At 67.1% G+C, this 14636-nt stretch carries 8 protein-coding genes; 5 read left to right on the top strand and 3 right to left on the bottom strand.

Annotated elements, in window-relative coordinates; translation table 11 throughout:
- The first annotated feature begins 679 nt into the window (after positions 1-679).
- Positions 680-1975 carry a hypothetical protein gene (locus DL240_RS14055; protein WP_111730535.1) on the top strand — a complete coding sequence of 432 codons (1296 nt, stop codon included), beginning with the start codon at positions 680-682 and terminating at the stop codon, positions 1973-1975.
- A gap of 127 nt (positions 1976-2102) precedes the next feature.
- Here DL240_RS14055 and gltB read toward each other — a convergent pair whose 3' ends face one another.
- Both gltB and DL240_RS14065 read right to left on the bottom strand, forming a co-directional pair.
- A complete protein-coding gene (gene gltB / locus DL240_RS14060) occupies positions 2103-6572 on the bottom strand; it encodes a glutamate synthase large subunit (protein WP_158542579.1) in 4470 nt (1489 codons plus the stop codon).
- A gap of 208 nt (positions 6573-6780) precedes the next feature.
- Positions 6781-7725 (bottom strand): hypothetical protein, encoded by a 945-nt coding sequence (locus DL240_RS14065; protein ID WP_111730537.1) that lies wholly within the window; start codon positions 7723-7725, stop codon positions 6781-6783.
- A 184-nt stretch (positions 7726-7909) separates the two neighbouring features.
- Here DL240_RS14065 and DL240_RS14070 point away from each other — a divergent pair, with 184 nt between their 5' ends.
- The 4 genes from DL240_RS14070 (at position 7910) to DL240_RS14085 (ending at position 13898) form a co-directional block, all read left to right on the top strand.
- On the top strand, positions 7910-8755 hold the full coding sequence (locus DL240_RS14070; protein ID WP_111730538.1) for a hypothetical protein: 846 nt from the start codon (positions 7910-7912) through the stop codon (positions 8753-8755).
- A gap of 99 nt (positions 8756-8854) precedes the next feature.
- The gene (locus DL240_RS14075) at positions 8855-10633 is read left to right on the top strand and encodes an FHA domain-containing protein (RefSeq protein ID WP_146618305.1); all 1779 of its coding nucleotides are present in this window, start codon (positions 8855-8857) and stop codon (positions 10631-10633) included.
- 193 nt (positions 10634-10826) lie between these two features.
- Positions 10827-11720 carry a M48 family metallopeptidase gene (locus tag DL240_RS14080; protein WP_111730540.1) on the top strand — a complete coding sequence of 298 codons (894 nt, stop codon included), beginning with the start codon at positions 10827-10829 and terminating at the stop codon, positions 11718-11720.
- Positions 11721-12128: 408 nt separating this feature from the next.
- Positions 12129-13898 carry a dynamin family protein gene (locus DL240_RS14085; protein WP_158542580.1) on the top strand — a complete coding sequence of 590 codons (1770 nt, stop codon included), beginning with the start codon at positions 12129-12131 and terminating at the stop codon, positions 13896-13898.
- Positions 13899-13939: 41 nt separating this feature from the next.
- On the opposite strand, the gene DL240_RS14090 is transcribed toward DL240_RS14085, so the two are convergent.
- Positions 13940-14593: an MBL fold metallo-hydrolase gene (locus DL240_RS14090; protein ID WP_111730542.1), complete on the bottom strand. Its 654-nt coding sequence runs from the start codon at positions 14591-14593 to the stop codon at positions 13940-13942.
- Positions 14594-14636 lie beyond the last annotated feature (43 nt).

Consider the following 14636-nt stretch of genomic DNA (forward strand, 5'->3'; position numbering starts at 1 on the left):
GCCCGTGGTGAAGCGCATCCGGGGGTGGAGCATGGGCCCGTGTTTATGCGGCCGAAGCACATCCGGGGGAGGAGCATGGGCCCGTGGTGAAGCGCATCCGGGGGTGGAGCATGGGCCAGTGTTTATGCGGGTGAAGCGCATCCGGGGGTGGAGCATCGGCAGTGGTGTGGGGCGAGTAGGGGGTAGGACCCGGAGTGTGGGCGCACGGGGGCGGCACTTTTGGCGAAGGGGTATGAAGTGACCGTGCTCGAGAGCGGCGGGGGAGGGGGTAGGACCCGGAGTGTGGGCGCACGGGGGCGGCACTTTTGGCGAAGGGGTATGAAGTGACCGTGCTCGAGAGCGGCGGGGGAGGGGGTAGGACCCGGAGTGTGGGCGCACGGGGGCGGCACTTTTGGCGAAGGGGTATGAAGTGACCGTGCTCGAGAGCGGAGGGGTAGGGGGTAAGACCCCCGGGCTTGCGCTCCGGGGCGGACGAGGTGGGGGTTAAACCCCCGAAAGGGGTATGTGCGGGCGGAAAAAACGCGAATACCACGCCCCGGGAGGCGTTCGGGGGGGGAGTGCCACTTCTTTTGAATGTGGTAGAGGGGGGGACCGTACAAAGGCCACCCCAACGAGATGGGTTTTTTATTTTTTGGATGAGGCGTCGTGGTGACGCTGAAACGACTCAGGAGTGAATTGCATGACAAGGTCAAAGGCTCTGGTGATCGCGGCTCTTTTGGGAATGACCGGCTGCACGCCCACCTACGTTTATGTGACGGAGGCGCCGCCGGCGCCGGCGCAGGCGCAGCAGGCAGTGACGAGCGATGGCGAGCAGGCTTCGGCCGAGGCAGAGCCCGTGGAGCAGGAGGCCCCGGTGGAGCAGGAGGCTCCGGTGGAGAGCGAAGCTCCGGTGGCCCATGACACTCCCGATGAGAGCGAGGCGGTCGAGGCAGGGGCGCAGGCCGAGATCTGGGAGTGGAAGCTCGAGGTGGGCGAGGAGCTGGAGCTTCGTTACGAAGCCACCAGCGATATTGAGATGAAGATGGGCGGGCAGATGGGGGCCATGATGGGGGCGATGATGGGCGGTGGTGACTCGCCGCTCTTTAAAGATCGCGTCGAGATGAGCACCACCATGCGCATGGAGGTGGTGGGCATGGCCGCCGACGGGCGCTACGAGCTTGCGTTCCACGTCGACGCGATGGAGATGCGCGGCCAGTGGGGCGGTGCGACTAGCGTTGACGATCTGCCCGAAGAGGTGCGCACCCTGCGGGCGTATATGGATCGCAGCGGGCGCCTGGAGTTCTTTGAGCGCGTGGTCGTCGAGATCACCGAGGAGGGGCCCGTCGCGGTGCTGCGCTACGAGGTGGGCGAAGACGGCATCTCGATGAGCTCGACCGTCGACGGCGTGGAGGTGAGTTCTTCGGCCCGCATCGACCCCAACACCGGCCGCGTAACCCTTCACGCGGGGACCCGCCAGGTCGAGCGCACTCGCCAGACCCGCACCGAGGAGCAGGAGCGCCCGGTGCAGCACCTCGACGTGCTGCCCGTGCAGGTGCTCAGCCTGCTGGAGCTTCCCGAGGGCACCGTCGCCGCCGGCGACGTCTTCGAGGCGGATTTCCCCGTCGGCAAGGTCAAAACCACCGCCGGTCCGAAGCGGTCATGTGTGGCGAGCTCCTGCGGCACCCTTCGTATCGAACTCGATGTCGACAGCCAGCAGATGATCGACGGCACCGTCGCCGCCGGCCGGGCCCTCGACGAGAGCGACAATGGCTTCGGCGACGATTTTGGCGATGACGACTTTTTCGACGCCGAGTTCGACGCCGACATGGCCATGGTCGGCGCGGCCTCCCCGACGCTGACCTCCGAGGTGGATGCGACCACGATGTTCAACGTGGAGGAGGGCCGCATCCACAGTGTCGAAGGCACCTTTGGGAACGTGGCCGGGAGTCAGGGGGGGGAGATTCGGGAGGCGACTCGATTTACTCTGTTCTTCTGACGCCAAGCGCCCCAGGACGACGCTGGCTGCGTCGCTGCGTCGTCGCGGTAGCGCTGCTACTCGCTCCTCCTTGCTCCTTGCCAGTCGCCGCCCTGGATGCGCTCGGGTTTTTTGGTGTGCGGGGGAGTCATGCCTCCCCCTCCGCCTTCTTGAGCGCCAGGATCGTGCGCGGCGTCACCTTGTAAAACTCCCCGAGACTTGCCTCCCAGTCGTCGAGAATGGCCTCGGCGATCGGGCTCCCTGTGAGTTCGAAGTGGCGTGAGATCAGGCGGTGCAGCTCGGTGGTGTCGTGGTCCTCACTACCGGGGCGCGTGAGGGCCACATCGTCGGGGTTGATGCGGTCGGGGAGGTGATCGCCGGGGTCGTAGACGAACGCCAGGCCGCCGGTCATGCCGGCGGCAAAGTGGGGGCCGACCGGGCCTAAGAAGACGCAGATGCCGCCGGTCATGTACTCGCAGGCGTAGGCGCCGGCGCCCTGGGTGACGCTCAACGCCCCACTGTTTCTCACCGCAAAGCGCTCGCCAGTGCCCCCGGCGATGAAGAGTAGGCCGGCGGTGGCGCCGTAGAGCAGGGTGTTGCCGGCCAGGGTGTGGTCCTGTGGCGAGGAGGCGCCCTCGGGGGCGGGGAGGCGGATGACGATGCGGCCGCCGCCCAGGCCTTTGCCCACGTAGTCGTTGGCGTGGCCGTGGAGAGTCAGGGCGACGCCGTGGGTCAGAAAGGCGCCAAAGGATTGCCCGGCGGTGCCGCGGAAGTGGAGGTCGAAGGTGGCCTCCGGCGGTGGGGTGTCGGGATGGGTCAGGGCGATGAGCCCGCTGAGGCGAGCGCCGGTGGTGCGGTCGAGGTTGGTGATGGGGTAGGTGCGGCGGATCGGGCGCAGGCTGGAGAGGGCGTCGGCGCAGTCGGCCACCAGGCGTTCGTTGAGCGGGGAGGGGCGCTGAGAGGGGCCCGGCCAGGTGTTGAAGGTCGCGCCGTGCTCGGGGGCCGGCGCGACCCGCAGCCCGGCGAGGTCCAGGCGGTGGGCGCGGGGATGCTCCGGGCGCGGCTGGTGGTGGAGGAGGTCGCTGCGCCCGATGATGGCGTTGAGGTTCGGGGCGCCCAGCTGCGCGAGGAGTTCGCGGACCTCGCCGGCCACGTGGTTGAAGTAGGCCACGATCCGGTCCGGGTCGCCCTGGAACTTCTCTCGGAGATCGTCGCGCTGGGTGGCGATGCCCACCGGGCAGGTGTCCAGGTGGCACTGGCGCACGTAGCGGCAGCCCAGGGCGACGAGGGCGGCGGTGCCAAAGTTGAACTCCTCGGCGCCGAGCATGGCGGCGATGATGATGTCGCGGCCGGTTTTGAGTCCGCCGTCGACGCGCAGTCGCACGCGCTCGCGCAGGCCGTTGAGGCGCAGGGTCTGCTGGGTCTCGGCCAGGCCGATTTCCCAGGGGATGCCGGCGTGTTTGACCGAGGTGATGGGGGAGGCCCCGGTGCCGCCGTCGTGACCGCTGATGAGAATGGTGTCGGCGTGGGCCTTGGCCACGCCGGCGGCGATGGTGCCCACGCCGCAGGTGGCCACCAGTTTGACCGAGATGCGGGCGTCGGGGTTGATCGCTTTGAGGTCGTCGATCAGCTGGGCCAGGTCCTCGATGGAGTAGATGTCGTGGTGCGGCGGCGGTGAGATCAGGGGGACGCCGGGGGTGGCGTGGCGCAGGTAGGCGATGTAGGGGCTGACCTTGTGGCCGGGGAGCTGGCCGCCTTCGCCGGGTTTGGCGCCCTGGGCCATCTTGATCTCGAGCTCGGCGGCTTTGGCCAGGTAGCGCGGCGTGACGCCAAAGCGGCCGGAGGCGATCTGCTTGATGCGGGCGTTGGCATCATCGCCCTGCGCATCGAGCTGGTAGCGCGCGGGGTCTTCGCCGCCCTCGCCGGTGTTGCTCTTGCCGCCGATGCGGTTCATGGCCACGGCCAGCGCGCGGTGAGCCTCCGGAGAGAGCGAGCCCAGGGACATGGCCGCGGTGGTGAAGCGGCGGCGGATGGCCTCGATGGGCTCGACCTGATCCAGGGAGAGGGCCGGGCGAAGCGCGGTGGGCTCCAGCAGGTCGCGGAGGTGCAGGGGGGCCAGGGCGTCGGCGGCGGCGGAGAACTTGCGGTAGGCGTCGGGTTTGTGGCGGCGCAGCTGGTTCATCGCGCCCAGCAGTTGCGGGCTCCAGGCGTGGGTTTCGCCGCTGCGACGAAAGCGGAGCCACCCCAGGTCGGGGAGGGTACTCGGGAGCTCGTCGGCGAAGGCCCGGGCGTGGCGGGCCAGGGCGTCTTCGGCCAGGTCTTCGAGCGTGAGCCCACCCACCGGGGAGGGGGTCTGCGGGAAGGCGCGCGCCATGACGTCGGGGCCCAGGCCCAGGGCCTCAAAGATCTGAGCGCCGCGGTAGCTGCCGAGCACGCTGATCCCCATCTTGCTCATGATCTTTAGGAGCCCCTGATGCAGTGCGGCCAAAAAGTTGTCGACGCGCTCGGCCGGGGGTTCCTCCAGCTCCAGATCGGCCACCAGGGTGTCCAGCGCCAGGTAGGGGCAGACGGCTCCGGCGCCGTAGCCGATCAGGGTGGCGATGTGGTGGGGATCGCGGGGCTCGGCGCTCTCCACGATGATGGAAGTGCGCAGGCGCAGGCCGCGCTCCAGGAGGTCGGTGCTCAGCGCCCCCAGCGCCAGCAGCATGGGGATGGGGGCGAGGTCGGCGTCGACGCCGCGATCGCTGAGCAGGAGGATCTCGGCGCCCTGCTCCACCGCGTCGATCGCTGTCTGCGAGAGGCGATCCAGGGCCGGGGAGAGGCCGCCGGGGCCTGCTGTGCGGGGGAAGGTGGCCTCCAGCGTGGCGAGGCGCCCGGGGGGCAGGCGGCGGCGAATCTCGGCGAGGTCGGCGGGAGTGATCACCGGAGCCTGGAGTGCGACCTGGCGCGCGTGCTCCGGGGTGGCGTCGAGCCAGTTGCGCCGGCGGCCCAGGTGCACGCTCAGCGACATGGCGTGGCGCTCGCGGATCGGATCGATCGGGGGGTTGGTGACCTGGGCGAAGCGCTGCTTAAAGAAGTGGGGCAGCGGCCGTGGCCCTCGGGAGAGCGCGGCGATCGGGGTGTCGTCGCCCATGGAGGTCAGCGCCTCGTGGGCGTGCCGGGCCATGGGGGCGAGCACGAAATTGAGTTCTTCACGGCTGTAGGCGAAGCAGATCTGGCGTTGGAGGCGCGCGCGCGCCGCCAACGTCGGCGCGATTGCTTCGGGAGGCGCCGGAGAGATGCGGATCAGGTGGTCGTGGAGCCAGCGCTGGTAGGGTTTCTGGCTGGCGAGCGCGGATTTGATGGGGGCGTCGGTGAGCAGGCGGCCTTCGTGCAGGTCGATGGCGAGCATCTGGCCCGGGTCCAGGCGCAGGCGTTGGGCGATGGCGTCGCTCTTAAGCCCCAGGACGCCGACCTCGCTGCAGGCATAGATCAGGTGGCTGTGGGTGCGTATCACCCGCAGCGGTCGCAGGCCGTTGCGATCGAGGTGCGCGCCGACAAAGCGGCCATCGGCGTAGACGATGGCCGCCGGGCCGTCCCAGGGCTCTCCCAGGCAGGCGTGATAGTCGAAGAAGGCGCGCAGCGCCGGGTCCAGGGTGCGGTCGTGCTCCCAGGCCGGGGGCACCAGCATGGCCAGGGTGTGCAGCGGGGAGCGGCCCGAGCGGGTCAGGAGTTCGGCGACGTTGTCCAGGTGCGCCGAGTCGCTGAAGCCGGGTTGAAGCACCGGGAGCAGGTACTCCAGGTCATCGCCCCAGCGGGGGGCGTGCAGCTCGGCCTGGCGCTGGTGCGTGCCCCGGGCGTTGCCCAGGATGGTGTTGATCTCGCCATTGTGCGCCAGCATGCGAAAGGGCTGGGCCAGCGACCAGGAGGGGAAGGTGTTGGTGGAGAAGCGCTGATGAAAGAGCGCAAAGCTGGTGGGCAGATCCCGGCGCAGATCGGGGTAGAAATCGGCCAGGGCGTGGCCCATCATCAGGCCCTTGTAGACGATGGTGCGGGAGGAGAGGGAGGCCACATACGCGGTCTGGCGCGCGGCGTGCAGGGCGGCCTCGATGGTGCGGCGCAGGGCGTAGTGGCGAATCTCGGCGTCCTCCTCCGAGGTGCCCGGCTCCAGGGGAAGGACGAGCTGATCGATGCGCGGCATGGTGGCCGCGGCCTTGAGCCCCAGGACGTCGGGGCGCACCGGTACCCGGCGCCAGGCGTGGTGTCGGAAGCCCCGCTCCTGGAGGCAGCGGGCCACCAGCGCGCGGATCTGGTGGATGTCGTCGGGGGCATGGCGGGGCAGAAAAAACACCCCCACGCCGATGGGGCCGCCCGGGGTGGGCAGGCCCAGCTCGCGGGCGATGTTGGTAAAGAAGACCCGGGGCAGCCCGAAGAGCACGCCGGCGCCGTCGCCGGTGCGCATGTCGGCGTCGACCGCGCCGCGGTGCGAGAGGTTGGCCAGCGCGTCGGTGGCGCGGCGCAGCAGATCGATGCGCGGGTGCCCGCGCAGGTCGGCGACAAAGCCCACTCCGCAGCCGTCGTGCTCATAGCGCGGATGGTAGAGCGGGAAGCGAGGGTCGGCATCGGTGCGATGGGTCACGTCACGTCCTGGGTACGGCATGCGCCGGAGCGCCGGGATAACGCTGGCGAGCGTGGCGCCGGATGGCGTCACGCAGGTCCAATCCCAAATTGTTGACGCAGCGCGGCAAGCGCCAAGCACGCGGGTCCGGGGGGCAAAAGCCCCCAAACGCAAAACGCCCCGGGCAGCAAAGCTGTCCGGGGCGTATGCGCTTCCACGAGACGAGGCCTCAGAGCGGGGTGTGGGCCTCGATCGAGGGGTTGAGCGACCAGCGGACCCGCTCGGGGAGCTCCGCCAGGTCGAGCCCCCAGAGGCGGTTGGTCAGACAGACCGGTGCGCCGCCCCCTTTGGTAAAGAGCTCGTCGAGGGCCAGGGTCTGGACGGTGAGATCCAGGCGCGCGGCCACCTGGCGAGCGGTGTCGCTGAAGGTGGAGGGGGCCAGGATCGTGTTGCAGACCTGCAGGGCGTTGGTGTCGTAGCCCAGGCTCTCTTCGACCGAGATTTCCACCAGGGGGAGATCCGGGCCGACAAAGGCCAGCAGCCTCTCCAGCTCGCCATCGAGCAGGGCCTCGGGACAGACCAGGCCGATGGCATCGGAGCGCCGACGGAAGAATTGCAGAAAGGTGTTGCCGTGGAACCAGGGATCGGCCTTAAAGCCCAGCTGAAGGTGCTGGGGGCTGAGCCGGGGAGCAACCTCCAGGTAGGCCGCCTGGCTGGTGCGCTGATCGGGGCCCACGCCGTAGGTGTGAATGATCTGATCGCCGTGGGCCGCGCGGATGGCGTCGCCCTGGGCCTCCCAGGTGTGCTGGACCTGATGGGTGGGCAGCTGCAGGGTCGCTTCGATGAAGCGCTTGATGAGCGCGGCCTCGGGCTGGCGGTGTGGCGAGGCCATGTGGGGCAGGAGAAAGCGCAGCTGGCTCTGGTCGTCGCGAAAGAGCTCCCCGCTTTCGGCGGTGTAGATCAGCCCGGTCAACGCGTCGGATTCAGGCGGCATCACCACGACCTCGCCGCCGGCCTCGACGATGGCGTCGGCCAGGCGCGACCATTCGGCGCGGGCGCGGGTGGCATCGGCGGTGCCGGCCTGGCGGGAGCGGAAGTTGGCGCGTCCGCGTAGCTGCCAGGCACGGGTGGGCGGGCTCATCAGGAAGATCGGGCGGCAGAAGCTCTGAGACATAGGAGGCTTAGGGGGTAAAAGAAGGGGGGATTCTCAGGCGCTCGACGAGCGCAGCCCCACGAAGGTAACAATGCCGGCGGCGCTGGCAAGGGCCCCGGCGGTTGTGAGGGGGCCCGGAACACCGTATAAGTCCGCGGTGTTCAAGAGGCAGCCGAGAGAGCCTTTTTAGGGAGTAAGACGGCCGATGCATGAGACCCAAGACGAACAAGGGGTGGACGAGGACCTGATGAGCCTGGCGCGTCGTCGCCAGCAGGGGTCGGTGTTGCAGCCGATCTTAAACCTGCTGGTGATCGCGGTGCTTTTCTCGGTGGTCAACGACTGGCGCAGCGAGATCGCCTACTTCTTTGAGAGCAGCGAGCCGGTGGCCCTTGGCGAGGTGACTGCCTGGCCCTCGAAACACCGTGAGAACCCGGAGTGGGCCCCGCCGGTCGAGCATAATAGCTTTGTGAGCCTGGAGGGCGTGCCCAGCCGCCGCAGTGAGGGCGGGGACTGGGAGTTCTTTAAGCTGGTCGGGGGCGATATCTACGTGCAGCGCGAAGGACGCCTGGCCGGATTGAGCGCGCTGGAGAAAGAGGTCGCCACCGATGAGGCTGGCGATAATGACCGTACCTATTATGAGGGGCAGGGGCGTCTGCTTTCTTTTGCCTCCAGCGGGGAGCGCCTGGCCGGGCTGAAGCGCTTTTACGGGGAGCGCTACGGTGAGCACTTCTGTGAGGACTATGACCAGGCCGGTCTCGATGAGCTGGCGGAGCGTCGTCGGGAAGTGATCACGCGCAACTGGACCGAGCGCTACCGTCAGGCCAGCGCCGAAGAGCGCGAGGCGAAGGGCTGGACCGAGTATCCCACGGCCGCTGAGGTGCAGGAGGTCTTTGAGAGCCAACCCCTCTGCGTCAACGCCTACTTCGTGCAGAGCGGGACTCGTCCCGTCGATCACTGGTGGTACGTGGTGATGGCGGCGTTGATGGGGCTCTTCGGGGCGTATAATGCCTACCGAGTGGTGCGCTGGGCCCGGGGCTGGGTGCAAGGCTAGATTGACGCTGCCAGCGGGGGGGCCGTATGATGCGGCGCCGATTGAATGAGGCAGCCCGATGAGTGCTGATTAAGGCCGACGAGCCGAGGAGTAGTAGCGGTGGCGAAGCTTGTGTACACGGACGCGTCTGGAAGAGAGATGAGCGTGGAGCTGGGCCCGCAGGCTCCGGTGGTCTCGATCGGGCGCGCGACAGATTGCACCATCCGCTCCAACCGTAAGAGCGTTTCGCGGCGCCACGCGGAGTTTCGTTACTCCGGTGGGCGCTACGAGATCGTGGATCTCAACAGCTCCAACGGCACCTACCTGATGATCAATGAGGAGCGAACTCCGGTTTCGCCATCGGAGGTTCTCCAGGATCTGGATGAGGTGTGGTGCGGGGACTTCATTCTGCGTTTTTATGAAGAGGCCGGCGGCGTTCAGCCGGGCGGCATCGGCATGGGTGCTGGCTCCGGGGGATTCGCTCAGCAGGGTGGGTTGCAGGTCCATGAGGGGTACGACGCCAACCGGGTCACGCACGATTTTGGCCAGGAGGATATGGCTGCGTACGCGCCCACCGGCGGCATGGGTCCGGGCCAGGGCGGTATGGGTCCGGGGCAGGGTGGCATGGGTCCGGGCCAGGGTGGCATGGGGCCCGGGCAGGGTGGCATGGGTCCGGGACAGGGTAGCATGGGTCCGGGCCAGGGGTTCGGTGGGGACTTCGGCGAGGAAGACGCGTTTGGGGTCGGCTTCGGCGGTGAGGCGGTCTCCAGTGGGCAGTTTGCGGGGCTCAATGAGGCCTCGGCGAGCTACGATGACGTGCTGGCGATCGACCCGCGGGAGTTGGCCGGGGAGGTCAGTGAAGTACCTGATTTTCAGGCGGGGAGCGGCCCCTACGGTGGAGGCGCCGGGGATGTTCAGGCGGAGCGCCTGCGCGAGGAGAAGCTGGCGCTTGAGGAGCTGGCCGCTCGTCAGGCCGATGAGCTGGAGGGGCTTCGCCATCAGGTCGAGGCGCTGCAACGCCAGACGCGCCCGGGGAGCGACGACGAGATTGAGCGTCTGGCCGGGGAGCTGCGCCGGGCCCAGGAGGAGCGCCAGGGGCTGGATGCCGAACTGGCCCGGGCCCGCCAGGCCTCGCAGGAGGTTGGCAAGGAGCGCGAGCGGGCCCACGAGGCGGAGCGCCGCCTGGAGGAGGCCACCGGGCGCATTGATGAGCTGCGCGAGCGGGCCGAGAGCGCCGAGTCGGACGCTCAGACCCATCGCAGCGATGTGGCATCGCTGCAGCGTGAGCTGGAGCAGGTCCGCGACGAGCTGCGGGGGCTGCGCGGCGGTGGGAGCGCGCGGGAGGAGCTGGAGCAGACGCGTGGCGAGGTGGCGCGTCAGGAGCGGTTGCTCGGGGAGTTTGAGCGTCGTAACCGCGATCTTCAGGCCGAGCAGCAGGATCTTCAGGCCGAACTCGCCAGCCTGCGCCAGGTACGCGGCGATCTTCACGGGAAGCTGGAGGGGGCGCAGGCGCGCCAGGCCGAGCTTGAGGCGCAGGTCGAAACGTTGCACGCCGAGCGCCGTCGGGCCGAGGCCGCCGAGCAGGCGTTGGAAGAGGCCCGTCAGGCCGGCGCCGCGCTTCAGGAGCAGGAGCGCGATCTGCGCGGTGAGATCGAGGGGCTTAAGCAGCGGCTGAAGCTGGAGCGCGAGCGGTCCCGGGGCGCCACCGAGACGTCGCTGCCGGATCTGGGCGCGTTGCGGGCGAAGCTGGAGAGTTTGGATCGCATTGTCGACGCCATTGAGCGCACCGATCTGCAGCCTCTCTCGACGGTCGACCGGGTGCGTTTACAGTCAGCGATTCGAGACACCGCGCCGCGCCGCACGCTCAAAGAGCTGATGGATGCGTTTGGCGCCGAATAAAGGCTGAGTCCCCCGGCGTGGCCGCGCTTTTTTGACGGAAAAGCCCGGGCGTAGGATCGGGACGCGAAGAAACTTCGGCGGTGGGGCGTTGGAAGAGGTGCGCGGGCACGATACCCGGGCCGAGTGATGGTGAGGATGGATGTGCCGGGAACTCCTGTAAAAGGGGCTCCTGGCGAGCGCAGGTGGCGAAACGATGAGCGCAGCGTACGAGTTTGACTTTCTCAAATACATCAACCGTCAGAATCAGGGACGCAGCGGCCGTGATGAGAAGACGGGGTTTGGGGAGTACGCCTTTGCCGGCGACCTGCGCGTGTTGCGTCGGCTCGACCGCTTACGCCCGGTGCGGGTGGTCGTGGAGGCCACGGTGCGTTTCTGGAAGGCCGTGCAGAAGAACGCGCTTCTGGGGAGCAGCGTCAAGGTCAACCGGCGGCAGTTTCCCGAGCTGCATCGTCTGGTGGTGGAATGCGCCGAGACGCTGGATATCGCCGTGCCCACGGTCTACGTGGCCCAGAACCTGGCGAGCCTCAACGCGGGAACCTACGGCACCGATGATGAGGCGTTTATCGTGCTCAACTCCGCGCTGGTCGACCGGCTCACCGAGGAGGAGCTCAAGTTTGTGATCGGCCATGAGTGCGGTCACATTCAGAACAACCACGTCGTCTACCACACCGCGGCCAACTTCCTGACACAGGGCGTGGTGACCTTTGTGAAGTGGGCGGTGGTGCCGGCGCGGCTGGCGCTCAACGGCTGGAGTCGTCGCGGGGAGATCACCTGCGATCGGGCCGGGCTGATCTGCTGCCGCGACGAAGAGGTTGCCCTCAAAGTTATGATGAAACTCGCCCTGGGCAGTGAGAAGCTCTTTGAGCAGATCGATCTGGACGAATATTTAAGTCAGGTGGATGGCATCAAAGAGGGCGTGGGACGCTTTCAGGAATACCTGGCCTCGCATCCCTATCTGCCCAAGCGGGTGCAGGCGATGCAGCTCTTTGCAAAGAGCGCGTATTACCGCGAGTTGATCGGTGAGCGTGGCGGCGAGGCGCTGGATGAGGTTGACAGAGAAGTCGAGAAAGTCATACAAGTGATGTAAGCCTTTGAGGGTAGGAAAAGATAGTTCTTTCAAAGGCTTATGAGCCCGCGTGACGCGCGGCAAGGAGCCAGTATTCGTCGTTCGTGAGCCCCGAAGGTTGGGTGTCTCACCCTGATGTCGTTCGGGTCTTTAGCACTGGAAACCTCAAGGAATCGACCTTCGGAGGTCGAGGAAGGGCATCGTCCGCCATGGGCGCGCGGTGTTCAGGTCTCGATGGTCCCGAGGGTGACGACGGCCTTAAGGGGAGCCGGTCTGAGGAGGCCCGACACCTGGGTGAACAGAGCCGCAGCTTTTCGGGAGCTCCGAGTTCACGGCGAAGGATCGTTCTTGCCCAGGCGTCGCGCGGGCTATTTTTTTTCCGGCTTCGGCCGGACTGATGATGCACAGGTGGATGCCGAGGAGGGATCGATGAGCACGCAAGCCGAGAGCCAGGAACCGGTGACGATCAACCGGGGGCATGTCACGGGATTTCTGGAAGATCTTGCCGAGATGGCTCGCACCAGCGGGCTGCGTTCGCTGGCCGACGAGGTGGTGGAGGAGCGGATCCCGGCGCTGGAGCGGGGGCAGGTCTCGCTGGTGGTGCTCGGGGAGTTCAACCACGGGAAATCCACGGTGGTCAACGCGCTGCTGGGCCAGGAGGTGTTGCCGATGGGGATCACGCCGACCACGGCGGTGATCACCCACCTGGTGCATGCCACCGAGCCGCGGGCCGCGTTCAAGGAGCGGCGCGGGGGCGCGCTCCACGAGGTGGCCTATGAGCGTCTGGGGGAGTTGATCCGTCATGCCGAGGAGCAGGAGGAGGAGCCGGAGTATGTGGAGATCGGCTATCCCAACGACTTTTTGGAAGAGGGTCTGATCCTGGTGGATACGCCCGGGGTCAACGATATCTCCCGTCAGAAGGTGGAGATCACCTACGGGTATCTTCCCCGCGCCGATGTGATTTTGTATGTGCTCGACGCCACGCAGGTGCTCAAGAAGAGCGAGGTGGTCTTTATTCGCGATCGGCTGCTGAAGGCCAATCGCGATCGCATCATCTTTGTGCTGGGTAAGATCGATGCCTTGAGCGAGGAGGAGGCCCGGGAGGTCGAGGCCTACGCGCGTCAGCGCCTGGAGACGTTGATCGGGCCGGTGGAGTTGTTTGCGTTTTCGGCGCGTCAGGCGTTGGAGGCGCAGAAGAAGGGGGAGGAGCCCGGGGGAGATTTCGCGGCGTTTCGGGGGCATGTCCGGGAGTTTGTGCGGGAGCGCAAAGAGGCCATCGTGCTCGACAGCGCGCTGGGAGGCGCGCTGCGCATTGCGGCGATGATGGAGCAGAACCTGGCGATCAAGCGCCAGGGCTACCGCCTGGAGCAGGCCGAGTTGGAGGAGCGCATCAAGGCGGTGCACGCCCGGCTGCGGGAGAGCCAGCGGGTGATCAGCGAAAACGTGGAGCGGGTCGATGAGCGGGCCGGGGGGATTGCGGCGACCGCGCGGCATAACCTGCGGGTATTCTCGCAGGGCTTTGCCGAGGCGCTGCCGGTTCAGGTGGAGCGGGCCGAGGCCAAGGACGTCAAGCGCTACCTCTCGCGCTGGATTCAGGACACCTTCCAGGGGTGGTTGGAGGGCGAGGGCCAGGAGATCGCCCGGGGGCTCGAGGAGCTGGCCGAGGAGGTGATCGAGGTCACCAATCAGTCGATGCGCGAGGTGGTCGGGGCGCTGCGCGAGGAGCTGGGGTTGGGGCCGGGGCTGGATCTGGAGATCGACACCCTGGGCTACGACGTGAGCGTGTTTGCGCTGGGTACGCTCGGGGTATCGGTGTGGCTCTTTGCCAACGCGCTGGTGGGCGGACTGCTCACGCTGGCCACGCCGATTCTGGCGGTGATTCTCAAGGGGCGCGGCGATGAGCGCCTCAAGGATCGGGCCAAAGAGGAGGGCGTGGCGGCGATTCGGGAGGCCACCGAGGCCATTGAGGCCGAGCTGCTGCGGATGATTCACAACTACGCCGACAAGCTCAAAGCGTTTATTGAGCACGCCGGCGATCGTCTCTACGGCCAGATTGAGGAGGCGTTGGAGCAGGTGCAGCGCGAGCGGGCCGAAGAAGGCGACCGCGAAGTACTCATCGCCCAGGTGGATGAGCGCCTGGAGGCGGTGCATCGGCTGGCGCGCATGATCCAGCTCACGCGCGAGCGCCTGATGGTGTAAGCCCGGGCGGCCTGCGGATGCGGGCCCGGGCTCCTCAGGCGTTAGAACCCTTGCATAAAGGGGTTGAAGCGCTTCTCCTGTCCCAGGGTGGTTGCCGGGCCGTGGCCGGGGAGCACCCGGGTGGTGTCGGGCAGGGATTTGAGGCGCTCCAGGGAGGCGCGCATCTGGTCGACACTGGAGCCGGGCAGGTCGACGCGCCCGATGCTGCCGGCAAAGATCACGTCGCCGCCAAAGAGCAGATCGAGCTCTTCGAAGTAAAAGCCCACCGAGCCCGGGCTGTGCCCGGGCAAGAAGAGGACCTGCGCGCGGAGATCGCCCACCGAGAGCTGCTGGTTGTCGTGCAGCTCGTGGTCGATCTCGGGGAGCCCCCCGCTTAAGTTCAGACCAAAGCGTTGCGCCTGCTGCGGTGCGGCCTGATAGAGGGGCTGATCGGCCGGGTGCATGTAGATCGGGGCGTCGCTGTGCACGGCGATCTCGGGCAGACCGGCGATGTGATCGATATGCGCGTGGGTCTGCCAGATGGCTTCGAGTTCAAAGCCCTGTGTTTTCAGGTCGTTAAGAACTTTTTGAGCCTGTCCACCGCAATCAATGTGTACGGCCTTGTTTGTGCGCGTGCAGGCGATGGCGTAGATAGAGGTCTGCAGGGGGCCGACGACCCAGGTCAAGATCTCAAAGGTGTTGGTGGGGTTGCTCATGATGAGTTCCGAAGTTGTTGAAGGATAAGGTCTTTTTAGGCCA

Origin of the sequence: Lujinxingia litoralis, assembly GCF_003260125.1 — a bacterium.
In the GTDB taxonomy this organism is placed as follows: Bacteria; Myxococcota_A; Bradymonadia; order Bradymonadales; family Bradymonadaceae; genus Lujinxingia; species Lujinxingia litoralis.

What these genes read in the sequence shown, in the direction of transcription:
- DL240_RS14055 (WP_111730535.1), top strand. Translation starts at nt 680, where the DNA reads ATGACAAGGTCAAAGGCTCTGGTGATCGCGGCTCTTTTGGGAATGACC.
- DL240_RS14065 (WP_111730537.1), bottom strand. Translation starts at nt 7,725, where the DNA reads ATGTCTCAGAGCTTCTGCCGCCCGATCTTCCTGATGAGCCCGCCCACC.
- DL240_RS14070 (WP_111730538.1), top strand. Translation starts at nt 7,910, where the DNA reads ATGCATGAGACCCAAGACGAACAAGGGGTGGACGAGGACCTGATGAGC.
- DL240_RS14080 (WP_111730540.1), top strand. Translation starts at nt 10,827, where the DNA reads ATGAGCGCAGCGTACGAGTTTGACTTTCTCAAATACATCAACCGTCAG.
- DL240_RS14085 (WP_158542580.1), top strand. Translation starts at nt 12,129, where the DNA reads ATGAGCACGCAAGCCGAGAGCCAGGAACCGGTGACGATCAACCGGGGG.
- DL240_RS14090 (WP_111730542.1), bottom strand. Translation starts at nt 14,593, where the DNA reads ATGAGCAACCCCACCAACACCTTTGAGATCTTGACCTGGGTCGTCGGC.